Source organism: Siphonobacter sp. BAB-5405 (assembly GCF_002872335.1).
Taxonomy (GTDB): domain Bacteria; phylum Bacteroidota; class Bacteroidia; order Cytophagales; family Spirosomataceae; genus Siphonobacter.
Genome location: NZ_NJAG01000007.1, coordinates 245,368 through 269,805, shown reverse-complemented (window position 1 = coordinate 269,805; position 24,438 = coordinate 245,368). Strand labels below are relative to the sequence as shown.

20 protein-coding genes are annotated in these 24,438 nt (G+C 48.1%); 10 read left to right on the top strand and 10 right to left on the bottom strand.

The window, feature by feature from the left end; genetic code table 11:
• Positions 1 to 69: 69 nt before the first annotated feature.
• A complete protein-coding gene (gene atpA / locus BWI97_RS07600) occupies positions 70 to 1,659 on the bottom strand; it encodes a F0F1 ATP synthase subunit alpha (RefSeq protein WP_094810743.1) in 1,590 nt (529 codons plus the stop codon).
• 383 nt (positions 1,660 to 2,042) lie between these two features.
• Between atpA and BWI97_RS07595 the strand changes: the two genes are divergently transcribed.
• From BWI97_RS07595 to BWI97_RS07575, 5 genes are all read left to right on the top strand, one after another.
• Positions 2,043 to 5,228 carry a DUF5689 domain-containing protein gene (locus tag BWI97_RS07595; RefSeq protein ID WP_158242715.1) on the top strand — a complete coding sequence of 1,062 codons (3,186 nt, stop codon included), beginning with the start codon at positions 2,043 to 2,045 and terminating at the stop codon, positions 5,226 to 5,228.
• Between the two features lie 364 nt (positions 5,229 to 5,592).
• Positions 5,593 to 6,993 carry a hypothetical protein gene (locus tag BWI97_RS07590; protein WP_102200585.1) on the top strand — a complete coding sequence of 467 codons (1,401 nt, stop codon included), beginning with the start codon at positions 5,593 to 5,595 and terminating at the stop codon, positions 6,991 to 6,993.
• 238 nt (positions 6,994 to 7,231) lie between these two features.
• Complete coding sequence (locus tag BWI97_RS07585) at positions 7,232 to 7,993, top strand: FKBP-type peptidyl-prolyl cis-trans isomerase (RefSeq protein ID WP_094810737.1); 762 nt, start codon at positions 7,232 to 7,234, stop codon at positions 7,991 to 7,993.
• A gap of 153 nt (positions 7,994 to 8,146) precedes the next feature.
• Positions 8,147 to 10,297 carry a carboxy terminal-processing peptidase gene (locus BWI97_RS07580; protein WP_094810735.1) on the top strand — a complete coding sequence of 717 codons (2,151 nt, stop codon included), beginning with the start codon at positions 8,147 to 8,149 and terminating at the stop codon, positions 10,295 to 10,297.
• Between the two features lie 132 nt (positions 10,298 to 10,429).
• Positions 10,430 to 11,182, top strand: a complete 753-nt coding sequence (locus BWI97_RS07575; protein WP_102200584.1) for an NIPSNAP family protein — start codon at positions 10,430 to 10,432, stop codon at positions 11,180 to 11,182.
• Positions 11,183 to 11,236: 54 nt separating this feature from the next.
• Here the strand turns inward: BWI97_RS07575 and BWI97_RS07570 are convergent, their stop codons facing one another.
• The 3 genes from BWI97_RS07570 to BWI97_RS07560 form a co-directional block, all read right to left on the bottom strand.
• On the bottom strand, positions 11,237 to 12,223 hold the full coding sequence (locus BWI97_RS07570) for a polysaccharide deacetylase family protein (RefSeq protein ID WP_102200583.1): 987 nt from the start codon (positions 12,221 to 12,223) through the stop codon (positions 11,237 to 11,239).
• Between the two features lie 112 nt (positions 12,224 to 12,335).
• Positions 12,336 to 13,643, bottom strand: a complete 1,308-nt coding sequence (murA, locus tag BWI97_RS07565) for a UDP-N-acetylglucosamine 1-carboxyvinyltransferase (protein ID WP_094810731.1) — start codon at positions 13,641 to 13,643, stop codon at positions 12,336 to 12,338.
• An 82-nt stretch (positions 13,644 to 13,725) separates the two neighbouring features.
• A complete protein-coding gene (locus BWI97_RS07560; protein WP_304529126.1) occupies positions 13,726 to 14,481 on the bottom strand; it encodes a DUF4290 domain-containing protein in 756 nt (251 codons plus the stop codon).
• Positions 14,482 to 15,014: 533 nt separating this feature from the next.
• Here BWI97_RS07560 and BWI97_RS07555 point away from each other — a divergent pair.
• Together BWI97_RS07555 and BWI97_RS07550 are read left to right on the top strand one after the other, a co-directional pair.
• A complete protein-coding gene (locus tag BWI97_RS07555) occupies positions 15,015 to 15,863 on the top strand; it encodes an SPFH domain-containing protein (protein WP_094810727.1) in 849 nt (282 codons plus the stop codon).
• 52 nt (positions 15,864 to 15,915) lie between these two features.
• Complete coding sequence (locus BWI97_RS07550) at positions 15,916 to 16,101, top strand: hypothetical protein (protein WP_094810725.1); 186 nt, start codon at positions 15,916 to 15,918, stop codon at positions 16,099 to 16,101.
• A 162-nt stretch (positions 16,102 to 16,263) separates the two neighbouring features.
• On the opposite strand, the gene BWI97_RS07545 is transcribed toward BWI97_RS07550, so the two are convergent.
• Positions 16,264 to 17,904, bottom strand: coding sequence for a M1 family metallopeptidase (locus BWI97_RS07545; protein WP_102200581.1), 1,641 nt, complete (start codon positions 17,902 to 17,904; stop codon positions 16,264 to 16,266).
• Positions 17,905 to 18,119: 215 nt separating this feature from the next.
• Positions 18,120 to 18,746 carry a DUF1080 domain-containing protein gene (locus BWI97_RS07540; protein ID WP_102200580.1) on the bottom strand — a complete coding sequence of 209 codons (627 nt, stop codon included), beginning with the start codon at positions 18,744 to 18,746 and terminating at the stop codon, positions 18,120 to 18,122.
• A 169-nt stretch (positions 18,747 to 18,915) separates the two neighbouring features.
• Here BWI97_RS07540 and BWI97_RS07535 point away from each other — a divergent pair, with 169 nt between their 5' ends.
• On the top strand, positions 18,916 to 19,350 hold the full coding sequence (locus BWI97_RS07535) for a hypothetical protein (protein WP_102200579.1): 435 nt from the start codon (positions 18,916 to 18,918) through the stop codon (positions 19,348 to 19,350).
• A 64-nt stretch (positions 19,351 to 19,414) separates the two neighbouring features.
• On the opposite strand, the gene BWI97_RS07530 is transcribed toward BWI97_RS07535, so the two are convergent.
• Positions 19,415 to 19,945 carry a GNAT family N-acetyltransferase gene (locus tag BWI97_RS07530; RefSeq protein ID WP_146010890.1) on the bottom strand — a complete coding sequence of 177 codons (531 nt, stop codon included), beginning with the start codon at positions 19,943 to 19,945 and terminating at the stop codon, positions 19,415 to 19,417.
• A gap of 222 nt (positions 19,946 to 20,167) precedes the next feature.
• Here BWI97_RS07530 and BWI97_RS07525 point away from each other — a divergent pair, with 222 nt between their 5' ends.
• Together BWI97_RS07525 and BWI97_RS07520 are read left to right on the top strand one after the other, a co-directional pair.
• The gene (locus tag BWI97_RS07525; protein WP_102200577.1) at positions 20,168 to 20,563 is read left to right on the top strand and encodes a DoxX family membrane protein; all 396 of its coding nucleotides are present in this window, start codon (positions 20,168 to 20,170) and stop codon (positions 20,561 to 20,563) included.
• 47 nt (positions 20,564 to 20,610) lie between these two features.
• Positions 20,611 to 21,780: an MFS transporter gene (locus tag BWI97_RS07520; protein ID WP_094810715.1), complete on the top strand. Its 1,170-nt coding sequence runs from the start codon at positions 20,611 to 20,613 to the stop codon at positions 21,778 to 21,780.
• Positions 21,781 to 21,860: 80 nt separating this feature from the next.
• On the opposite strand, the gene BWI97_RS07515 is transcribed toward BWI97_RS07520, so the two are convergent.
• The 3 genes from BWI97_RS07515 to BWI97_RS07505 form a co-directional block, all read right to left on the bottom strand.
• On the bottom strand, positions 21,861 to 22,325 hold the full coding sequence (locus BWI97_RS07515) for a methylglyoxal synthase (RefSeq protein ID WP_094810713.1): 465 nt from the start codon (positions 22,323 to 22,325) through the stop codon (positions 21,861 to 21,863).
• 1 nt (position 22,326) lies between these two features.
• Positions 22,327 to 22,845, bottom strand: coding sequence for an AAA family ATPase (locus BWI97_RS07510; RefSeq protein WP_304529125.1), 519 nt, complete (start codon positions 22,843 to 22,845; stop codon positions 22,327 to 22,329).
• Positions 22,846 to 22,936: 91 nt separating this feature from the next.
• Positions 22,937 to 23,971 (bottom strand): PmoA family protein, encoded by a 1,035-nt coding sequence (locus BWI97_RS07505; RefSeq protein WP_102200575.1) that lies wholly within the window; start codon positions 23,969 to 23,971, stop codon positions 22,937 to 22,939.
• Positions 23,972 to 24,438 lie beyond the last annotated feature (467 nt).

Here is a 24,438-nt window from a genome sequence, read left to right as displayed (position 1 = left end):
GATGAGATGTTCGATCATGAGCGAAAAAGGCCCGCTGCCTAAGGCAGCAGCGGGCTACCGAACATCAGATCAGGCGACAGCCAGGTTGTACTTGATGGCTACTTCTTTCGCTACTTTCTCAAGCGTAGAGGTAATCGTATCGTCGTACTTCCCTGCTTTCAATTGTTTTAATACGTCCGCGTGTTGAGCACGGAGTAAGTTGATAAAGTCAGCTTCGAACTGGCGAACCTGATTTACCGGAACCGTATCGATCAAGCCCTTGGTAGAAACGTGGATCATGGCCACTTGCTCTTCTACGCGTTGGGGAGCTCCTTGTTTCTGAATCAGAATTTCCAGGTTACGACGACCCCGTTCGATGGTCAGTTTCGTAGCGGCGTCCAGGTCTGAACCGAACTTCGCAAAAGCTTCCAGCTCACGGAACTGAGCCTGATCGAGTTTCAGCGTACCGGCTACTTTCTTCATCGACTTGATCTGGGCGTTACCACCTACGCGGCTTACCGAGATACCTACGTTGATGGCAGGACGGATACCAGCGTTGAACAAGTTGGATTCGAGGAAGATCTGACCGTCCGTAATCGAAATTACGTTCGTTGGGATATACGCCGAAACGTCACCAGCCTGGGTTTCGATGATGGGAAGAGCCGTTAATGAACCCCCACCTTTCACGATCGGCTTGAGGCTTTCGGGAAGGTCGTTCATGTTCGCTGCAATCTCATCATTGGCGATAACCTTGGCAGCACGCTCCAATAAGCGGCTGTGCAGGTAGAATACGTCACCAGGATAGGCTTCGCGTCCGGGCGGACGACGGAGCAGCAGAGACACCGTACGGTACGCTACGGCTTGTTTGGACAAGTCATCGTAAACTACCAGGGCGGGGCGGCCCGTATCCCGGAAATATTCGCCGATCGCTGCTCCCGTAAACGGAGCGTAGAATTGCATCGGAGCAGAGTCAGAAGCAGCGGCTGCCACGATTACAGTGTAGTCCATCGCTCCAGCTTTACGCAGGGCTTGTTCTACTTGCTTAATCGTAGAAGCTTTCTGACCGCAGGCTACGTAGATACAATACACAGGCTGACCAGCGTCGTAAAATTCTTTCTGGTTAATAATGGTATCGATCGCAACGGTGGTTTTACCCGTTTGACGGTCACCGATGATCAATTCCCGCTGACCACGGCCAACAGGGATCATGGCGTCGATAGCCTTGATACCGGATTGCAGAGGCTCGGTTACGGGCTGACGATAGATTACCCCCGGAGCTTTACGCTCGATGGGCATATCGTACAGGGTTCCACTAATCGGGCCGTTGCCATCGATAGGCTCGCCCAGGGTATTGACTACCCGGCCAAGCATGCCTTCACCTACGCGGATGGAGGCAATTTGACGCGTCCGTTTTACGGTGTCACCTTCCTTGATATCGGAAAATTCACCTAGTAATACGGCCCCGACATTATCTTCTTCGAGGTTTAGGGCCAGGGCTTTTACGCCATTTTCAAAGGCGAGCAGCTCACCGGCTTGAACGTTGGATAGTCCGTAAATACGGGCCACACCGTCACCGATCTGGAGAACCGTACCCACTTCTTCGAGCTCGGCGGCTGACTTTGCTCCGGAAAGTTGCTCCCGTAGTATTGCCGATACCTCGTCGGGTCTAACTGATGCCATACAGCAGTCTTGGAAAGTTATATTGAATTCAGAGTAATACTAATGCGAAAAATTCAGAGCTGGAAAGCGAACGTACTCTGAAAATTTTCCCGCAAAATTAGCGACGAAATTTGATTTTCCGTAGGTATTTGCAACTTTTTCCTGTTAGTTTTTATACTATTTTCAGAAAGGCTGTCTTACCTGTCTTTTTGTACCACAAGAGTCTGATGGGATCAATTGGAGAACAATTTGAATAAATCCAATACCGTGAATTAATTAAAGAATTCTTAACCTATCTTCATAAAAACCGCCTTTTCTTCTTTCCTAGTTTTGTAAGTCTTTTTTGTTTTTTCATCTCAAACATTTGTATGAAGCACTTTCTACAAACTCTATGCTGCATAAGTTTGCTCTGTGTCCTTTGGATAGGACCTGCATTCGGGCAGATTTCCATTACAAGTTCGCTCACGTACACGGAAAATTTCAATTTTCTGCCGACTAGTGGAACAGCCCCCTGGTTAAATAATGCGAATGGCAGCGGTTCTTCGTATGGCAAGACAGGGATCTACGGCGTTCGTACCGGAACCGGAACAACGATTGTGGCAGGTACTGGATCCAGTAATGCTGGAGGACTGTATAGCTTTGGGAACACTACCACTGACCGGGCCTTAGGTTCTCTTGGCTCCAGTAATGCGGCAGTTGGTAGCTTCGCTTATGGGATCCGTTTTGTCAACAATACGGGAAAAACCATCACGGGCTTTACCCTCTCGTACGCAGGTGAGCAATGGCGGGTTGCTTCGCCTACTCCTAATACGGTTGCTTTCTCGTATCACACCGGCGATAGTACTGCTCTATCACCCAATGTAGAGTTGCCCGGCGGATTTATCCCAGTCCAGGACCTGGATTTCACTTCACCTGTTGTGACTTCTGCTCAGGTTGCAGCTGGACTTTTAGATGGAAATGCTGAGGCCAATCGGAAAGTTCTCGCTAAATCGGTGGCCAATTTAACCGTATTGCCCGGAAAGGAAATTCTGCTTCGCTGGTATGATCCTGACCATTCGGGAACGGATCACGGGATGTCTATCGATGATGTATCCATAACGTTCGTGACGCAGGATTCGAACACGCCTTTAGTCTCCACTTCAAAAACGACGTTGACTGGCTTTACTTACGTTGAAAACACCACAACCAGCCCTTCGCAAAACTTTACCGTAAGTGGAGCAAATCTGACGGGTATTCCTGGCGAAATTTCGGTGACGGCTCCGACCAACTTTGAAGTATCGCTGGATAATGCAACGTTTGCTAATCAGGTAGCTCTTACCTATACCGATTCGATCCTGACGGCTACACCCGTCTATGTTCGCCTGAAAAGCGGTTTGGCTGCGGGTCAATATCCTGCTACTGGGACGAGTACTATCGCAATTGCCGGATCGGGACAATCTACTTCTGTGACCGTAAGCGGCTCGGTAAGTCCTGCCCCAACAGGCAATGAACCCTGCTCGGCACCTTCTGCCACGATTTCATCCGTTCGTAGCGGTATTGTTGGAAATGCTTTTACGGTAACAGGACGAGTTACGGGAATCTATTCCGGAACGAACATCTACATCCAGGATGCAACGGGCGGTATTCTGATTTACGATCAGGCGGGTATTCAGCCGGAAGAACTTCAGATCGGCGACGAGGTGCAAGTGACGGGTACGCTGACCTTGTACAACACTGAAAAAGAATTAGCAACGCTGACCTGTTTTCAGAAGACTACGGCGGGCAATAGTCCCGTAACGCCACTCGTCATTGCCAGCAGTGACCTGTGCAACCATCAGGGAGAACTGGTAATGATCAACGAAGACGTAACCATTACGAGCCCGGCGGGGGCGACCTTCGCTGGAGCCAATACGAACTATACGCTGAGCAACGGCCTGATCATGCGGGTATTGTCTTCCACCAATCTGTCCGGTGCAACTCGCCCTACGACTGCTTTTAAACCCACTGGAGTGGTTACCATTTTTAATAATGGCTGTCAGATTCTGCCCCGTTCTACAGATGACGTGCCCGGTTCAACACCTTTGCAGGGCGGCAGTTGTGGTACAGCTTCGGCACCCACGGATGAAGCAAAGCTGGAAGTTACCAACTGGAACGTAGAGTGGTTGGGTAATACCGGTTACGGGCCTACCAACGAAGCCTTACAACTGGCTAATGTAAAGACGGTATTGAACGGTATTGGTTCGGACGTCTTTATGTTACAGGAAGTCTGTAGCTATAACGCCAGTAACCCTGCCGACCCCGCAACGTCTTTTGGTTCCATTATTCAGGGACTGAACCAGACGTATCCTTCCCGTCAGTACGCGGGTGAGTGTTCGTCGCGTTATTCGTATTCGGAGGTTGCCAATCCCGATCCGGCAGGGCAACGGGTATGTATCATTTATCGTACCGATCAGATTACGAAGATTTCTTCCCGCCCGATGCTGACGCAGGCTCCCGTGACGGGCTATCCGACGGGCAATAATTCACAGTTCTGGGCCTCTGGCCGTCTGCCTTTCCTGTTAACGGCTGATGTAAAACTGAACGGAGCTACGGAAGCTACGCGGATGCATTTCATTGGCCTGCACGCTAAATCGGGTTCGGATGTACCTTCGTACAATCGTCGGGTTTACGACTATAAAGTACTGTATGATACGCTGCAGAGTCAGTTTACCAACGAGCGAATCGTGATGGCGGGTGACTTCAATGACGACGTCGATCAGTCCATCACCGGTACCGGCCAGATCAGTAGTGTGAAGGCTTTTCTTTACGCCAATCCCAATACAACCAATATCAGCGATACGCGTCCGAATGCGAACTGGAACAGCGTGACCCAGATTTTCAGCAATTCAGGTTGTTCAAGTACGGCAAGCTATCCTGATTTCATCGATCACGTATTTGTGTCGAACGAGATTCTGTTGCCCGTAAGCAGCGGTCGTGCCATGGCTACTTCAGTAGCAGTTGCTGGTGTCTATTCCTTACGCCCCAGCATTAGTGGCTATCGGAACAATACCTCTGATCACTACCCCACGTTTACCCAGCTTTCAATCGTAGAAGAAACGCCTACGCCCGTAACCTGGCTGGATTTCAAAGGCAAGACTACGGAACTGTCTCAGGTGGAACTGATCTGGTCAACAGCCAGCGAGAAGAACAATGCCTATTTTGAAATTCAACGCAGTGCAAATGCTCAGGACTTCGAAACGATTGGTACCGTAAAAGGTCAAATCAACGCTACGCAGCAGACGGCTTACGTATTCACGGACGTTACCCCTGCCGAAGGCCTGAACTACTACCGGTTAAAGCAAATGGATAACGACGGAAAATATAGCTTCTCCCGTTCCATTGCCGTTGAACTATTTGGGGTGATCAAGGTAGGCCCAAACCCAACGTCGGGCTCCTTGAAGATCGATGGCAAACAGGTACAGAGCATTCAGTTACGTACACTGACGGGCCAGTTACTGAAAAAGAGCAGTGTAAATGAGGTAGAACTCGGGGATTTACCCGCAGGAACGTACCTGCTTGAAATTCAAACGAAAGGTCATTCTACGGTCCGTAGAATGATCATTAAGCAGTAAGGGTAATTACTCACCGTTTAGCTGGATTACAGCAGTTCACTTGCTGAAGGGTTGGTTGACCAGGAGACGGTTAGTCGATTGAGCATCAGATTTATAGTTTACGTAAGCCGTACTACAGCATTTATTGCATGAGTACGGCTTATTTTTTTAAATAATTTAGCAGAGATTAGGTTTTATAGTAAAATTCCTCGTATCCTTGTGTATTAACTCCATCTTGCATTTAAAGCTATATACTAGTGAATTACCCTTTTTAATGCGATTATTGAGAGCATAAAAGGTACGGTTGCCGCCAAAATTTTACCTTATCATATTATCAATGAAGAACTTTTGCCCGTTCCTCAAAGGATTTCTGTTGACTGCCACAATGGGAATCACTTCATTTGCACATGCTCAGATTAGTGTTTCTTTTCCGGTCACACGTACCGTCATCCAACGCGATAACGCCAATCAGGCCGACCTGTATATAACAGGTAAAATCAGCCAGGCCGTTAGTGCGGTGCAGGCTCGCCTGGTGCCTCGTTCAGGCGAAGGAGGTACAGCTACCAATTGGCAGACGATTCAAAACAACCCGCAAAATGGCGTATTTAGTGGAGCCCTGAAGGGATCTGGCGGTCGCTATGATCTTGAAATTCGTGGGGTACAGGGACAAACACAAGTAGGTTCCATCGCTAAAGTCGAAAAAGTAGGGATTGGAGAAGTCTTTCTTGTGGTAGGTCACTCCAATGCACAGGGAGGGGATGGTTATAGCCCTTCCATTCCGTACGAAGAGTCAAACCAGGTATTTCGTGATCAGGTAAACACGATTGATTTTCGGGAAACGTCTCCCAACTGGAATGCATACTGGTATCAGACGGCCAGTGCAGACCTGTTACCGCCTCTGGCTCCTTCGCAGCTTTGCGAGCAGTGTGGAATGGCTCCCGGAGCTCCCCGCTGGTTCTGGGGACGACTGGGCGAAATGCTGGTTCAACGCCTGCAAGTACCCGTACTTTTTTACAACGCAGCTATCGGGGGAACTAATATTGAACTGACCTATAAAGCAGCTTACAACATTCCCTTCCAACACGGTTTTATCAATTACAATCTTCGGCATCCGTACATTAATATCCGGAACACCCTGAAAAAGTACGTTCCGCAATCTGGTATCCGGGCTATTTTATCCGGGCATGGGGTGAATGACCGAGGTAGTGTGGGTAAATCGTTTGAAGATGATTACATTAAACTCATTGCAAAAACCCGGGAGGAAGTAGGCCAAGGTCGCCTAGCCTGGCTGGTTGCTCAGGATTGCTGGATAGGGGGCAAATGTTACGGGAGGTACAATCCGGGAGATGCTGATAACTCGTCGGAACACATTACGCGGGCTCAGCTTAACCTGGTGGCCACGGTCAGTGACGTATACGCGGGCCCCGATCTGAATACCATCGAAAGTGATGGACGTATGGATAACCTGCACTTCAATCAGAATGGTCAGAAAAGAGCCGCTGAAGGCTGGGTAAGTGCCATTACGGAACCGCAGAAAAATATTTCGTTCCTGACCAAATCGACTCCAGTCATGGCTAAAGCTCCGGTTTCAGCAACGCCTGATCCGGTAAATGTGACTTCCCTTAAAAGCGGTGCCTGGTCAGATCCCTCAACCTGGAATTGTAACTGTATACCCGCGTACAGTTCTGAAGTTACCATTCAGAAGGATCATCGGGTTTCGGTCAGTGGCCTGTTTTATGCAAAAACCATCAAAAACCAGGGTGAACTGGTACACTTGATAAACTAGAGCTATCAATGAGTCTGAAAAGCCGTGCTGGTCATACCAGTACGGCTTTTTTTATGGAAGCTATCAAAGGGCCTGAAAGGGGCGTAAACGTATTTTTTGTCCGTTCATCTCATAATTTTTGCCGTTGATTTGCGTTTAAGGAAATAATAGAAAGTAATTTATATCTTCGTTCATTCTAATCATTTCAAATCCTCATCCTTTTCAGGAATTCGGATGTTTTCCCCGAAAGTATTCTTTCATGAAAAAAAGTAGTATTGCAATTCTGCTGGTGTCATGTTCCATGACGGCCTTTGCCCAAGCTAAGAAGCCCGCCCCTAAACCTGCCGTGAAAAAGCCCGTCCCCGCGGCGGCTGCCGCCGTAGGCTTGAAGACGCCGATGGATTCGGTGAGTTATGCCATCGGTATGGACATGGCCCGCAGTTTGAAAAACCCGATGCTGAAAGGTCTTAATCTGGATCTGGTAGCGAAAGCTATCCGGGATTCCAAAGACGAGAAATTTACCCTTACCCAGGATCAATACCAGGCTACCTTATCAAATTTCAGTCAGCAGATGCAGTCCAAGCAAGCCGAGGCACAGGCACAAACGCAGGCTGAAAACGCTAAGAAATACGAACCAAATCGCTTGGCTGGTGAAAAATTCCTGGCAGAGAACAAAACGAAAGATAGTGTTGTTACTACAGCTAGTGGACTGGAATACAAAATATTAAAACTAGGTACGGGACCCAAACCGGCTCTGACGGATAAAGTAAAAACCCATTACCACGGAACTCTCATTGACGGAACCGTATTCGATAGCTCCGTTGATCGGGGTGAGCCCATCAGCTTCCCGCTTAATGGCGTCATTCAGGGATGGCAGGAAGGGTTGCAACTAATGCCGGTTGGTTCAAAATTCCGCCTGTTTGTTCCGTATCAACTTGCGTACGGAGAACGGAATGCCGGTCAGATTCAGCCGTATTCAGCTTTAATTTTTGATGTTGAATTATTAGAAATTGAAAAGTAAAAATCGTTGGGCCCAACGCCGACTTTCTATTCTGACGAAAAAAGAGGAGCCAAGGCTAGAGTGACGATGTAGGCATTATTTTTTTTTCAGGAATACGTACTTGAAAAGTCCACGAATGTCCCGCATCTCCGACGATTAACGCCTCAAGATAACATGTCTATGAAAAGCTATTTGCTCGCCTTTGTGCCGCTGGTGTTACTGGGGTTTCAGCCTGAACGTCCTTCAGTAGCTCAGAAGCTTAGTACCGATCAGCCCGTTGTTTTAGCTCCCACTGCTTCTCAGAAAGAGGTCGAAAAGATTGTGACTACCATTCTTTCGTCCTACCACTATCGTCGGGTACCGCTGGATGATTCGCTTTCGACCAAAGTTTGGGATAACTACCTGAAAGAAGTTGATAATGGTAAAGCCTATCTGCTGGCTTCGGACGTAGCCTCGTTTGAAAAGTATCGCTACCAGATGGATGATTACCTGCAAAGCGGTAATCTAACGCCCGCGTATGATCTCTTCAATCTGTTCCTGAAGCGTTTTCACGAACGGATGCAGTTCGTAACTAAACTGACGGATAAACCTTTCGATTTTACCAAGGACGAATCGTACGAAACCAATCGCGATAAAGTATCCTGGGCCAAAACACCTGCCGAATTGGATGAACTTTGGCAGAAAATCGTGAAAAGCCAGGCTCTGGATTACAAGCTTCAGGGTAAGAAGGATACGGCTATTTATCGTCTGTTAAAAGAACGCTATACCAATCTGGACAAACAGACCAGCAAGGTAAAAGGCGACTACGTTTTCCAGACGTTTATGAATTCATTCGCCGAAGTGATTGACCCGCACACGAGCTACATGGCTCCGCCGGATGCTTCGCGTTTTAAGGATGAAATGGCTCAGTCTTTCGAAGGCATTGGTGCTACGCTAACGCCCGAGAATGATTATACGAAAGTACGGGAACTGGTACCGGGCGGACCCGCCATGAAGAGTGGTCTGATCCACGAAAATGATCGTATCGTGGGTGTAGGGCAGGGAGCTTCGGGTCAGATGGTCGACGTAGTGGGCTGGAGTCTGGACGATGTAGTGAAACTGATTCGTGGTCCGAAAGGAACGACGGTTCGACTGAATATTCTGAAGTCGGATGCGTTGCCGGGTAGTATGCCTCGCGAGATTAAAATCGTGCGGGATAAGGTAAAGCTGGAAGAAGGCGTGGCAAAAGCCGAGGTAGTACCGATGACGTTCGAGAAGAAAGAGTACCGCATCGGAATCATTACGCTGCCGGGCTTTTATCAGAACTTCGAAGAAATGCGGAAGGGCGACAAGGACTATAACTCAACCAGTCGCGACGTACAGCGTTTCCTGGAACAGTTTAAGCAGGCCAAAGTAGACGGTGTGGTACTGGACTTACGCTACAACGGCGGTGGTTCACTGGATGAAGCTATCAAGCTGACGGGTCTATTTATTAAAGACGGTCCAGTCGTACAGGTAAAAGATGCCATGGGCCGGATTGACGCGGACGATGATCCGGATCCGCAACAGGTATACGCCGGACCATTGGCTGTATTGGTAAACCGTTTCAGTGCTTCGGCTTCCGAGATTTTTGCCGGAGCTATTCAGGATTACAAACGCGGTATCATCATTGGTGGTACGACCTACGGAAAAGGTACCGTACAGCAGCTGCTGGATCTGAATCAGTTCCTGCCAAAGGAAACGGATAAGGTAGGTTTACTGAAAATGACCCGGGCTAAATTCTACCGGATTACGGGTAGCAGTACGCAACATAAAGGGGTAACGCCTGATATTGAGCTGCCTTCTCGTTTCAGTGCCGAAGAGTTTGGCGAAAGCTCACAACCTACGGCTTTGCCCTGGGATCAGATTAAGCCGAGCGTATTCACGGAATACACGAGCCTGACGCCGAATGTACTGGATAAACTCCGGGGTCGGTATAACGAACGTTTCAAAGCTGATCCTGACTTGTTACGCCTTTCGGCAGAGGTTGGAGATTTTCTGAAAAACAAGGATAAATCAATGATTTCCCTTAATGAAGCCACTCGGCGGAAGGAACTGGAAGAAGCTAAGAAACGGAAAGAGGAACTGGCGAAGCTAGGAACGGACAAGCAAAACCCTTACGAAGTAGTATTGCTCAACGACAAGATTGCTCAGTTGGGAGCTTCGGGTGGAGGAATGCCTGGTCAGGATGTAGCCTCGGCAGATACCCGTCAGAAGATGAAAGAAAATTTCATCAGCAAATTTAAAGAAGATGCCGAGTTGAAAGAAACCACGCGTATTCTGGCTGACTGGATTTCGTTGAAGTAAACTTCGTATAGATCGTATAGTTAAGAGAGCAGAACGTTAAAATTCTGCTCTCTTTTTTTATGATCGTACGCATCTAATTACGGATTTCAGCAGACCTTTGTCTGCTTTCTTTCTTATTTAACCTCTAACGTCATGCGTTCTGCTGTAATTCTGCTTTGTTGCGTAGGTTTATTTGCCGCTTTTATTCAACCCAATACGCCAGCTCCTGTGGATACCCGTCTGTACGAAATGCGGGTCTATTACTCACCCGAAGGTAAACAGCCCGACCTGATGGCCCGTTTCCGTAATCACACCATGCGGATTTTCGAAAAACATGGCATGACGAACGTGGGTTATTTCGTACCCCAGCACAAGCCGGATAGCTGTTTGATTTACTTCCTGTCGTACCCAAACCGGGCAGCTCGGGATTCGAGCTGGAAAGCGTTTGGCAGTGATCCGGAATGGAAGAAAGTCTCTTCCGAGTCCGAAAAAAATGGCCGTATTGTTTCAAAAGTGATCAGTAAGTTTTTCCATACGACTGATTTCTCTCCCCAGCTTCAGATTGATCAAAAGGGCAATCGGGTGTTTCAATTACGAACCTACAAAACGACGCCCTATAATTTGCCCCTGTTGCTGGCTCGCTTTCGGAATCATACCACTAAACTATTTGAAAAGCACGGGATGACGAACCTGGTGTACTGGACCGAAGACAATACCGACAACATCCTGATGTACCTGCTTACCCAAAAGAGTAAAGAGGCCGGAGAAGCGGCTTTCAAAGCCTTTCGGGAGGACCCGGAGTGGGTATCGGTACGGACGGCTTCGGAGAAGCTAGCCAACGGCTCACTAACCGAATCCGTAACCTCAGTATACCTCGTTCCAACGGACTTTTCACCTTTGAAATAAACAGCTTGGATCGCTGAAAAAAGAGCGGCTTCCATTTGGCGAAGCCGCTCTTTTTTATTCCTTGATCCTTAAACGACGTTCTTTAGTCTCCCGCCAGGTTGTCAATATAATCTGGTTGTCCTCAATGTAGCGGCGGAGGTCCGGGTTCAGCATGGCTAGTAAGTCACCTTTCCGCGTAGGCCCCGAATCCGAGATCCGATTGAATACAACCGTGGGATCGGTGCAGTGCATGATAATCATGGTGAGGCCGGGTCGGCAGGACTTCAGCAGCTCTACGTATTTCTGCGTTTTGAAAGCTCTCAGATTCTGATCGGAGGGCTGCTGACCAGCGGGTAAATTCCAGCCATACGTATCGCTGAACAAATCGTCAAGGACGGGTAATTTAGCCGCCCACAGTTTTTGTCCAATGGCTTTGGTCAGGTTGGCGTCCAGGTTCCGACTGGCACCGATGAGCGTGTTGTGGCCCCCAGGAAACATGACCGGAATTTTTTCCTCGATTCCCACTTTAATGTACCGTTCTACAAACTTGGGCTGAAACAGCGTACCCATGTGTGAGTCGATGTGCGAAGGCTCCAGACCAAAAGCCCGGAACTGAGCAATCTGGGCTCGTATTTCGGCTTCTACTTCGTCGGCCATCGCGTGGCGATCTACTTCTTCCACACTTGGATAAAAACAGCCCTGCGTGTCGTACAGACCCGGAGCCTTTTCTTTACCCACTAGTGGTTGCCAGCGGTAGCCCGCCCATTCAGAAGTGAGCGTCAGGTGTACGCCTACGTCCCAGGTAGGGTTTTGACGGGCCAGATTCATGAAATGCGGTACCCAGCTACAAGGCATCATTACACTCGTGGAATTGGCTACACCTGTGGTAAGGGCCTTACGAGTACCTTCGTTCGAGTCGTAACTCATTCCGGCGTCATCCACGTGTAAAATGATGACTTTTCGGTCTTTGGGAAATCCGAGTTTTTCAGCGTAAGTCTGGGCGTGAGTACCTTGATGAAGTCCAATAATACCTAGTGCAAGCAAAAGTGAACGATACAGCATAGCAGGAGAGAGGTGAAAATAGTTGACTGTACTTGAATCCGTTAAGTTAAGCATCCTTTAAAAACAAAAAGCCGGTAACCCTTAGGCACCGGCTTTTATTACCATTCGTTGATTACAGACGTATAATTTCTGCACCGATGGCATTCAGTCGCGTATCAATGTGCTGATAGCCACGATCAATCTGCTCAATGTTATCAATAATGGAAACGCCATTGGCTGACATGGCAGCAATGAGCAACGATACGCCCGCCCGGATGTCCGGTGAAGTCATGCGGATGCCGCGTAACTGAATATGCCGGTTCATGCCCACGACTGTAGCCCGGTGGGGATCGCAGAGGATGATTTGAGCCCCCATTTCAATGAGTTTGTCCACGAAGAACAGGCGGCTTTCGAACATTTTCTGGTGAATGAGTACCGTTCCTTTCGCCTGGATGGCCGTTACGAGCACAATACTCAGCAAGTCGGGCGTGAAGCCGGGCCAGGGAGCATCGGCTACCGTTAGCATGGAACCATCGATGAAGGTTTCAATCTCGTAATGATCCTGAGCGGGTACGAAAATATCGTCACCACGAATTTCCAGTTTAATGCCCAGCTTCTGAAATACGGCCGGAATAACTCCCAGATCAGGTACGGAGCAGTTCTTGATGGTCAGCTCCGACTGCGTCATGGCAGCCATCCCAATAAAGGAACCAATTTCAATCATGTCTGGTAACATCGTGTGTTCCGTACCATTCAGTTCGGATACGCCTTCGATGGTTAACAGGTTAGAACCAATGCCGGAGATGTTCGCACCCATGCGTACCAGCATTTTGCATAACTGCTGTAAATAGGGCTCACAGGCGGCATTATAAATGGTGGTGGTGCCTTCTGCCAGTACGGCAGCCATCAGAACGTTGGCCGTACCCGTAACAGACGCTTCGTCCAGCAGCATGTACGTACCCTTGAGGTTGGAGGCATCCACTTTATAGAAACCGCCGTCTTCGGGATCAAAGTCAAATTTTGCACCCAGGCGTTCGAAACCCAGGAAGTGCGTATCCAGGCGACGGCGGCCGATCTTATCACCACCGGGCCGGGGGATTCTTCCTTTTTTGAAACGAGCCAGCAGCGGTCCGAGCATCATCACGGAACCCCGCAGCGAGGCTGCTTTGGTTTTATACGATTCCGTTTCGAGGTACGACAGATTGACGTCATCGGCCTGAAAGCGTACGGACGTTTCGCTCAAATGCGTAAGCTTCACACCCATATCACCCAGGAGGTCAATTAGGGCGATGACATCACGAATGGCGGGGATATTGTGAATCGTGACGGTTTCTTTCGTGAGAAGTACCGCACAGATAATCTGAAGTGCTTCGTTTTTTGCACCCTGCGGGATGATCTCGCCCTGCAGTTTTTTTCCTCCTGTTACTTTAAATGAAGCCATTAGCTGATGAACCGTTTATGGGGTGAACAGTCTCAGGCAAAAGGCTACGTACAGCCCTCGCTGAGGAACGGTATCCTATAAACTATTTTTTGCGGTTATTACGATTGAAGTGACTGTTGTTGTTATTGCGATTGTTGCTCGGCGGTCCGTTGCGGCGTTGGAACGACGAAGAGCGTTCATTCCGCTCATTTCGATCTGGCCGTTCGCTTCGCTCGTTGCGATGCGGACGGTTGTGCGGCGTATGCGAGTAGGAGTGGTGATGACCGCCACCGCTGTTACCGCCGCCCGTATTACTTGAGTACCGGTCGCGGGGAGCAATGTCTAAGTAGCCTTCTTTTTTGATACGCTCAATTTCGGCGTTCAGGCCGCCTTTAGAGATGATACGCAGGTGTTCCCATACCGTCGAATCGTCGGCATTGTCCTTGTTCCAGGCCGTATAGAAACTCTTCATCATTTTGGCGATGTAACTGGCGAAAGCCCAACGCTCGTACTCATTCGTCAGCGAAATGGCCTTTTCGACCATCACTTCCAGGTTACGGCCGTAATGACGGAATTGTAAATTATGCGTATTATAAGGAACACTGTTCGGTTTCTTTCCAATGGCCTCGGGCGACGGCGGAGGGAACGGACTGTCTACATCGAGGCGGAAACCCGACATGATGTACAAGTCGTCCCAGAGCTTATTGGTATAATCCTGCCCCTCTTTCATATTAGGGTGAATTTGCCGCATCAGCTCAATAAGAACGTAAGCTTGTTTGGTGCGTTTCTCGCGTTCCTGAATCGTTACGAGATAGTCCACCAGTTTTTGGATATTACTTCCGTATTCTTTCAATCGAATGTGTTGTTTTCAGTGGACGAGGTAGATGGGTTGTAGAATGTGGCAAAGCCCTGACCAAGCGTCTGGCGTAACCGAGCGAAGAGTCAACCCAATGTACTCGTGAAGTTTTGCAAATGTAAAAAGAAGGATACAAGTTCCAAGGTTATTTCACCTCTGAACTGGTAAAATAATTCCGCTTTAAAAGCAGAAAAATACCACTAACCGGTATCCCTGAATCAACCGGACGCTTTTGACTACACAAGTAATGTACCAGAAGTCTTAGTGAATTAAAAACGCTTTACGGGGACAATACTTTCCAGTCGTACGTAAAAAACCATACGAGCCGAAAGATAAAAGCACGCATTTACGCCATTTACCAAACGTCCTCACTGGATTGACTATTCCAGAGATCACGCAAGCATCTTTCTACCGTTCATGGGTACTTTCCAACGATTCTTCCCCCGCATTTACCTCTAATACTTTCGGAGCATCGTGACTTTCAGTTTTGCTCAAAAAGTGATAGTATTGTAATATCATTTTAATATCAATATACTATGGAAGAAAAAGTTATACGACCGTTGTCCGGGGCAATCATGGCTCTGGTAGTACTGCTCCTCGTGGGGGTATTTCTGGTATTTATGCAAACGAATGAGGTCATGGGGATTGGGGCTTTGATTCTGGCGGTTCTTTTGTCGCCGGGGTTCTTCATCGTAAACCCTAATGAGGCGAAATTGCTGGTTTTGTTCGGTAATTACGTAGGTACAGTCAAGGAATCAGGCTTTAAATGGTCGAATCCGCTGTACACCAAAATCAAAATTTCCCTGCGAGCCCGGAGTCTGGAAGGTGATAAAATTAAAGTAAACGATCATCTGGGTAATCCCATTGTCATTGGAGCCGTAGTCGTTTGGCAGGTGGCAAACGCGGTGCAGGCTAAATTTGAAGTAGACAATTTCGAGCACTACGTCAAGCTACAGAGCGATACCGCCCTGCGGCATCTGGCGGGCAGTTACGCCTATGATCATTTCGACGACGATCAGCAGGAAATTACGCTTCGCTCGGGTGGCGATTTGATCAACGAAAAGCTGGAAGCTGAACTCCGCGAACGGCTGGCCCGGGCGGGCGTACGCGTACTGGAAGCCCGCATTACGCACCTGGCTTATGCCGAAGAGATTGCCCACGCCATGTTACAGCGGCAACAGGCAACGGCGATGGTCGCTGCCCGTACGAAAATTGTGGAAGGTGCCGTAGGAATGGTAGATTTGGCCCTGAAACGCCTGACCGAGGATCAGATTGTCATGCTTGATGAAGAGAAAAAAGCCGCCATGGTCAGTAATTTGCTGGTGGTGTTGTGCTCGGACAAGTCGGCAAATCCGGTGATCAATGCGGGTACCTTGTATCATTAATGCGAGAAGCACGGGAGGCAAGGAAGAGGGTAGGTTTTCCCAGAATGATAACATGGCAAAAGAAAAAGAAGCGAAGAAAGCATTTGTACTGCGGATGGCTCCGAATGAACTGGAGGCCTTACAACGCTGGGCCGACGATGAATTTCGCAGTCTGAACGGACAAATTGAATATTTACTACACGAAGCTTTAAAAGCAAAAAATCGCCTTCCCAGAGAGAAAGGGGGACAGAGCGACTGAGCCGATTTCCAGACATTAAATCATCTTATACGGCAACCTCTAATGGCTCACGTTTGCTTGACTACCAATAAAAAAGACCCGAACGGATGAGCCGTTCGGGTCTTTTTTATCGATAGCCAACACTTCCGAAAGCTACACCGCTGATTGATCCAGTCCTACGTATTACTTCGCTGAAAGCATTTTACTTTTTACGTAGAAGTTGGGATCGACTGCAATAGAAGTCGCGTCTTTTACTTTTAGCTTCTGCCAGTTTGGGGTTGGTTTCAGTAGCGTTAGCGTTTCTGATTCGCCGATTTTTACCTTGACGGGCATATCAAAACCAGCTACGCAATCTTCCCAGCGGTATTCCAGCTGATGATCTCTGATACGGTATACCAGCGTCGGGATACGGATGTCGCGGAGGTACTGGTCAAACACTTTGGTTAAATTCAAACCTAATGATTGACCCACGAACGCTTCTACCTGAGCACCCGTTACGGTTTTATGGTAAAACGTTTTATTCAGGCCCAGCAACATCTGATGCCAGCGTTCATCGTTGTTGACGATCTGACGAATGGTATGTAACAGGCTTCCACCTTTGTAGTACATGTCTCCCGAACCGGAATGGTTTACGTTATACGTACCTACGACCGGCCGATCATTCCGGATGAGTTTCCGGCAACCAATAATGTAGGCGGCGGCAGCCTCTTTGCCGTGATAGTATTCAATAAACAGTGATTCAGAATAGTTGGTAAAACTTTCATGAATCCACATATCGGCTACGTCGTAATTGGTGATGCTATTCGCAAACCACTCATGTCCCGACTCGTGGACAATGATAAAATCCCACTTGGAACCCCAGCCTGTACCCGACAAATCGCGACCCAAATAGCCGTTTTTAAAGCCATTTCCGTACGTAACCGAACTCTGGTGTTCCATACCCAGGTACGGCACTTCCACGAGTTTGTACCCATCTTCGTAAAAAGGATAGGGGCCAAACCAGTATTCAAAGGCTTTCAGCATTTGTGGAACCTGCTGAAATTGCTTTTTAGCGACCTCCAGATGTTCCGGCAACACGTAAAAATTCAAAGCCAGCGGGCCTTTCAAGCCCTGATAGGTCTCAGACCAGTGACTGTAATTGGCCACATTCAGGTTTACGCCGTAGTTGTTGATGGGGTTAACGACGGCCCACTCAAAGGTTCTGGTTTGATCAGAATTGTCGATCACCCTTCTGAGCTGTCCGTTGGAAACGTCCATCAGGGGCTTGGGAACCGTAATGCTGATCATCATGCTGTCCGGTTCGTCGTAGGGGTGGTCTTTGTTGGGCCACCACGAGCTGGCTCCCAGTCCCTGACAGGCCGTTGCAATGTAAGGTTGGCCGGCTTTGTCTCTGGAAAAAACAAAACCGCCATCCCAGGGAGCATTCCGGGCTACATGCGGCTTGCCCTCGTAATAAACCGTAAGGGATTCCGTACGATTGACAACCTGTGGTTTGGTAAGTTTGATAAAGTAAGCATCCCCGTCCTGACGGTAGGTTAGGGGCTTTCCATCCTGTTCAACGCGGGTAATGGTCATTGCCCGCTGAAGATCAATTTGCAGTACCTGAGCGGGTTTGAGTACCCGGTAAAAAACCTGGTTACTGCCTTTGATGGAACTGTCAGAAGGGCTGAATCGAACGTTTAACCGATAGAAATTCAGATCCCACCAGGAACGTTCGGGTGTGATTGTACCCCGAAGGGTGTCATTGCGGGTAAATTCATACGTCTGGGCATGGGCTGGGTACATTAACCCTACAAGCAACAAGGTAAATAAGGTAAATCGCATAGAAAATTTACAAAACGTATAGCGTATTGGGTAAGGGAGTAAGACGTAATTTACTCGAAAGATAAGGCTATGGAAGGTAAAATAGCTACTAGGTAAGGCATAATTCCTATAGCATAACGGTTGATAAGCCTATAACGTCAAAGTATAAAAATGAGATACATAAATTTCTGACTTTTAAAAATTTATGTATCTCATTAGCTGGTCTTAAGCTCCGATCAGTCGGGTAAGCGGCGTACCTGAATATCTTTAAAATATACTACACTTTTCGGATCATGGCCCTGTAAGGCAAACGTCCCGGAACTAATCACCCGGCCTTTCATGTCGGCGGGTCGATCGGCATTATCGGGTTCGGTATAATCAACGACCGTTTTATCGTTAATCTTGATGGTCACGTGTTTACCCTCTACAGTAATTTGTTCCGTGTACCACTCCCCATCTTTGACGTACACTTCCTTCACATCCTGTACGTTGTACAAACTACCCGTGCGTTTCCAGTCGGTGTGTGAATTGTTGACCTGCACTTCGTAGCCTTTAGCTGGCCAGCCTGATTCCTGATATTCCGTATGAAAGTAGATACCGGAATTAGAGCCCGGCATCGTTTTTACTTTGGCCTTGAATTCAAAATTTTTGAAGGGTTGTTCAGGCCCTTCGTAGAACAGGTGAGCCACTGGTCCGGCTACTTTGATGGTACCGTCTTCGACGTGAAAAGTTTCAGCGTTTTTACCGACTTTCCAGCCATTAAGGGTTTTTCCATCAAACAATGAAATCCATTTGGGTTTGGGAGGCGTAAAGGCCGTACTCAGGCCAGCGAGTATCGCCAGGCCTAGCAGTTGTTTTTTCATACGATTATGAAAGAAAAATAGAGGTTTATGAACTCAGAACTGTAAAGCTAATCGTTTGTTGAAACAAACGGATGCCTTACATACGTAAAACCAATGCCGGTTGGCTGAATCGCTAGTGAATACTGGCATACATTATTTACAATACTGGCACAAAACGACGAAACAACCTATGGATTCTTTAGCAGCAACTACCAGCGGGTTTGTGGGAGCCTGTACGCTCACACTCCTGCACGAAACCGCTCGTAAAACCGTTCCCAATGCTCCGCGTATTGATATACTGGGCAAACGGGCTTTGTCTAAACTTTTGCCTTCGGGTATTTCGCCTTCCGAGGAAACGCTTCATAAAGCATCCCTGGCGGGTGATATTGCTTCCAATGCTACCTATTACGGCCTTGTCAGTCTGGACTCGCCCAAAAATGGCGTTCGAAACGGAGCCATTTTAGGCTTAGCCGCTGGGTTAGGAGCCGTCTTTTTACCAGGTCCGCTGGGATTGGGTGAAAAACCCAGTAACCGCACAACGGCCACGCAACTGATGACCATCGGCTGGTACCTGGCTGGCGGACTCGCTGCGGGCCTGACTTACCGCTTGTTAGGAAAGAGATAGGAGGCAGAAATTCGTGCTTCCAAAGAGTTGCCAGCCTTTGCTGGCAATTTTTGTTTTCGGCCTACTAAGCTTCATACCATTGCTCGTAGACTTCATTTTTAATGAGCAAGGTATACGCCAGAAAATCAGCTTCATCGAGTAAGTGTGGGGCTGACATGATTTGTAAGGGGAACGTTTCCCCGCCTCGCTGGTACGGAGGCTGAAAATACGTGTGACGATTGAGGTGCAGGCCCAGTCGCTGGTAAAATCGAATTCGGGCCTGATTCGGGGCGTCCGTACCCGGTTGTACTTCCAGCAGGAAAGGCTTCTCCAGGGACGCCAGTAAGGCCTGCATTAGCGTGGTACCCAAGCCCTGGCCCCGCAGGCTGGGATCCACTGCCACGTATTCCAGAAAATCAAATTCCCCGAATTTCCACAATACGGCTACTGCCTGTACCGATTCTCCCCAAACGAGCAAGTGCATTTGCTCTTCTAGTACGACTTGTTTCAGGGACGCCAGCGAGCGACGTTCGCCCGGATGGAAGGCCGTTTCCAGCAACTTCCAGATTTGTAAAAACTGAGGATGATGGCTATCCTGTACGCGAGAAAATGACATGACAGAAAAAATTAATGAACCGAACGTGCCTGAAAACAAGAATGAATGTGTTCGTACACCTGCCTTATTTTAATTCCAATTGAAGTCAATTGCATTGACGAACCAATTAATTAGAATATTTATAGAATTGGAAACGTTTTTTGTACTTTTTTAATTTAACTGGAATCATTTACTGAACTTTGTATCGTAATGATCAATCTATCCTACTGACTGTTTCTATCTATGAATCAGACCCTTGCTTTTATACTGGCTCGTCTGGCCCTGGCCATGAGTATGCTGGGCCATGGATTGGTACGAATACCTAAATTAAACGGTTTCAGTGCCTGGATGCTGGGGAAATTTAAAGATTCCATGTTACCCGAAGTACTGGTGCTGCCCTTTAGTTACGCGTTGCCAGTGGCTGAGTTGCTGGTAGGAGTGTTGCTGTTGATCGGCTGGATGACGCGTCAGGCTTTAGTGGCAGGTGCGGTAGTGATGATTTTATTGATTTTCGGTTCGTCGATGATTGAAGACTGGGGGGCCATTCCCAGCCAGCTCATTCACGCGGCGTATTGCTGTACTTTGCTGGTTTTTGTGGATACGCATAATGCTTATGCGGTCGACAAACGACTACGCTAATAGTTCCCCATTGTATACGTTGGTTCGTATTCCCTTTTGAAAATTTTATGAAAAAAAGTTTGTTTTCACTCACCGTAGGCGGCTTTGGGATCGGAATGACCGAGTTCGTCATGATGGGAATTTTACCGGATATTTCCCGTACGCTTAACATTTCCATTCCCGTAGCCGGGCACCTGATTTCGGCGTATGCCCTGGGTGTCGTACTGGGAGCTCCCTTGCTGGTAGGCATCGCGGGCAATTACCCGCCCAAAAAGATCCTGTTGGGCTTGATGGCTATGTTTACCTTCTGTAATGCCTTGTCAGCCTTTGCCCCAAATTACGAAATCATGATGCTGACCCGTTTACTTTCGGGTCTACCGCACGGAGCCTTTTTTGGCGTAGGTGCCGTAGTGGCGAGTCGACTGGCTACGCCGGGAAAACAAGCTCAAGCGATTTCCATGATGTTTGCCGGACTGACCATTGCCAATATCATTGGCGTGCCGCTGGGTACGTACATTGGCCATACCATGAGCTGGCGGATTACCTTCCTGATTATCGCGGTCGTTGGACTGATTACGGTCCTGAGTATTCAACAGTTACTGCCGGCTATGCCACCCGTCAGTGAGTCTAGTATCCTGAAAGATCTGAAACTGTTTACCCGGGTTGAACCCTGGCTAATTCTCGGTATTACGGCAATTGGTACGGGCGGACTGTTTGCCTGGTTTAGCTATATCGCTCCGTTATTGACGGAAGTGGGCGGTTTCAGAAGCGATCAGATTACCTGGATTTTAGTACTGGCGGGCGTTGGAATGGCCGTAGGAAATCTCATCTCCGGGATGGCTGCCGATTCCATTTCACCGATCAAAGCTACGGCTTTATTCTTATCCTTAATGGTGGTTTGTTTGATCGTGGTATCCTTCGTAGCTCCCTTCAAAATACCATTACTGGTCATGACCTTCGTAACGGGAGCCATTTCGTTTACGCTTGGAGCACCCATCCAGATTCTAATGATTCGGGCCGCCAACGGTTCCGAAATGCTGGCTTCGTCGGTTAGTCAGGCGGGCTTTAATATTGGTAATGCTTTGGGTGCGTATCTGGGTGGCCTTCCCATTGCTGCGGGTCTGGGTTATACTTCGCCGCAGTGGGTAGGAGCGATGCTGGCCTTTACGGGCTTCCTGATGGCCGTGATGATGTATTTCCGTCAGAAAAGTGTAGCAAAAACCGAAGTATTGGCTTAACTCATACGAGTACAAGAAAAAGCCTCATCCATTCGGATGGGGCTTTTTCTTGTACAACGAAGGCATCTTAAAGTCAGTACTTAGGTCAGGTTTTCCCGAACCTGCCGTTTTAAATACGTACTGTAGTCGGTCAACTGCGATTCGTACTCCTGATGCATGAAGGGAGAAGTTAGCAGAAAATCGGCGGTAGCCCGGTTACAGGCCATGGGAATGTTCCACACGACGGCCAATCGTAAAAGAGCTTTCACATCCGGGTCGTGCGGCTGTGATTCCATAGGGTCCCAGAAGAAAATAATTGCATCAATTTTTTCCTCGGCAATCATGGCTCCAATCTGCTGATCACCTCCCAGCGGACCCGAAAGCAGTTTGATAATCGGGACCTTCAAGGTCTCTTCCAAAAGCCGGCCCGTAGTACCCGTTGCAAAAAGCTGGTGTTGACTTAAAAAATCACGGTTTTTAATCGCCCAGTCTAAGATTTCAGCCTTTTTATGGTCGTGAGCCACCAGGGCAATGCGTTTATGGGGGGTAAGGTGTCGGTTTGGCATTTCAAATTACTAGGTTAGGGCTGGCAGCAGGCCAGGTGAAAGGTTTAAAATCAAAAGTAGTTTTTAACTCCTGCAGGAAGGCATACTGATGAGCAATGGCATTGGCTCCCACGGAGTCGGGTCGTAGGTGATCTCGTTCCTGACAAACTTCCAGGGGTGGATCAAACAGTTTATATTGCATCTCAAAGGCCGGGACGTTACGCAATAACAAGGTTTTGTACGTGTCGAAATAAGCCTTTTTCAAATGTGTATTGTCCATGATGACTTGCCAGCCATCGCGTAAGGCATCCAGCAACAACCGCGTATGTAGTCGATCGACCAGCCGCTCAATCCGGTCCTGATCTTCTTTGGGCCAGTGCCAGTAGGCTCCCAGGGATACGGGGATCAAACTGCGGCGAAGTTCATCCCGACTGATCCGTAACCAGTTCGTTTCATTCTGACAGAATTCTTTGGCCCAGGTCGATTTCCCGCTTCCGCTGACGCCCACTAAAATAAGGACTTGTTTCATGGATCGGGTCACTAAAAATTTCGTGAAAGCAAAAATCTATAAAAAGCGAAAACCGTAAAGCAGAAGCCTTACGGTTTTTCATATCGGGAGAGCCTGCAAAAGTTTATTTCGCAAACGCGTCCGCCAGTTTATTCAGTTCGGCATCCGTGGGTTTACCCGAAGTAATCACCATGCGATAGCGAAAGACAACGGATTGACCTTTCTTGAGTTGATAATTCAGCTCTTTCTTTCCTTCGGTAAAGACCTTTTCACCTAGGGGATTCAGAGCAAACAGGCCGTAATCGCGGGCATGCCAGTAGGTCGGATAGCTTACGTTTTTCGGGTGATCGATCAGGACAATGGAAACATCTTCTTTACCAATCTTTCCCGTCAAATTCATCCAGCGACCGCGGGTACTCCAGACTTTGGCTCCTTCTACGCCCTCGCTCGAACGATAATTGCCGGTTACTCCGGTATTGTCAAGTTTGGGAACCGCAGTTACAACACCGTTGGCATCCGTATACTTTTCGGCTTTCGTCGAGGGAAGTTCCAGTTGCCGGGCTACCCGGATGGCAAACATACCATCTTTAACATCTTTGAATTGGGCATCTTCCACGGCTTTCAATACCGTGATGCGATCGATGATGCGTTGTTTGTCCGAAGCCGTAAAGAAATAAGTAGTTGTTTCCTGTAGTACTTTTTTGCCTTTACCATTGTCTTCCACCCAATCGGCGGTTACCGTTAACTCGGCCCGTTTGCCGTCCTTTTTGGATTTAATGCCCGTATGACGTATGGTACCATATTTGGCATTCGGGTTGGGCGGCGTGTTGGAATTGTTCCAGTAATCGTAACCGTTGACGTCCTCGTAGTTGAACCAGACACCCACGTGGTGCGGATGGTCTACCCGTTCGCCCGGCCGGGGATCCAGCGGCCAGCCCCGGGTAATCAGATTGCCCTGGGGCGAGTATACAGGATACAATACCGCTTTTTTTAGTACCGCCTCGCCGGGGTAGAAATAACTGGTAAAAGGTTTGCCGTCCACGACTACATCTATTTTGTTAGCCTTTTCGTTGGACTTTAATTCAATCAATTTCTGGCCTGAAGCATACGTACCCGTAAGCAGCAGGGCGGTGGTGATAAGTCTAGAGACGTGATTCATACCATCGGTTTTGTAAGTACTGGTCTAAAAAAGACCTTTTCCGGGCGTACGACCCCTCAAAGGTCTTTTTATTTTTTTGTTTTGAACCGATGATCTACTGCCTGACATAAGGGGATCCATTAGTAATATACGTCTCTGACAGCGAAAGCTAAAATAGGAAAGATTCAAGAATTAACCGTAGGAACGAATACTCGTTCCTACGGTTAATTCTGAGTTTAAAAGTAGATTGAATAAGATAACATCCAGGAAAACAAAAAATTAATTTGCATTTATTTAATAATGACATCTTTTTTAAACCGGCTTCTCCATTCACTATCCAAAATAGGTTCTTAACAGCCTGTACCGGCATGTTTACCTACATTTAGCTACTTTACACTTCCTGAAGCTATATACTTGCATCACTTTCTGACCGAAATTTCCGCCAAAAGGATTTCTGACAAAGCAGCCTTAGTGATACAGAGCTCAAT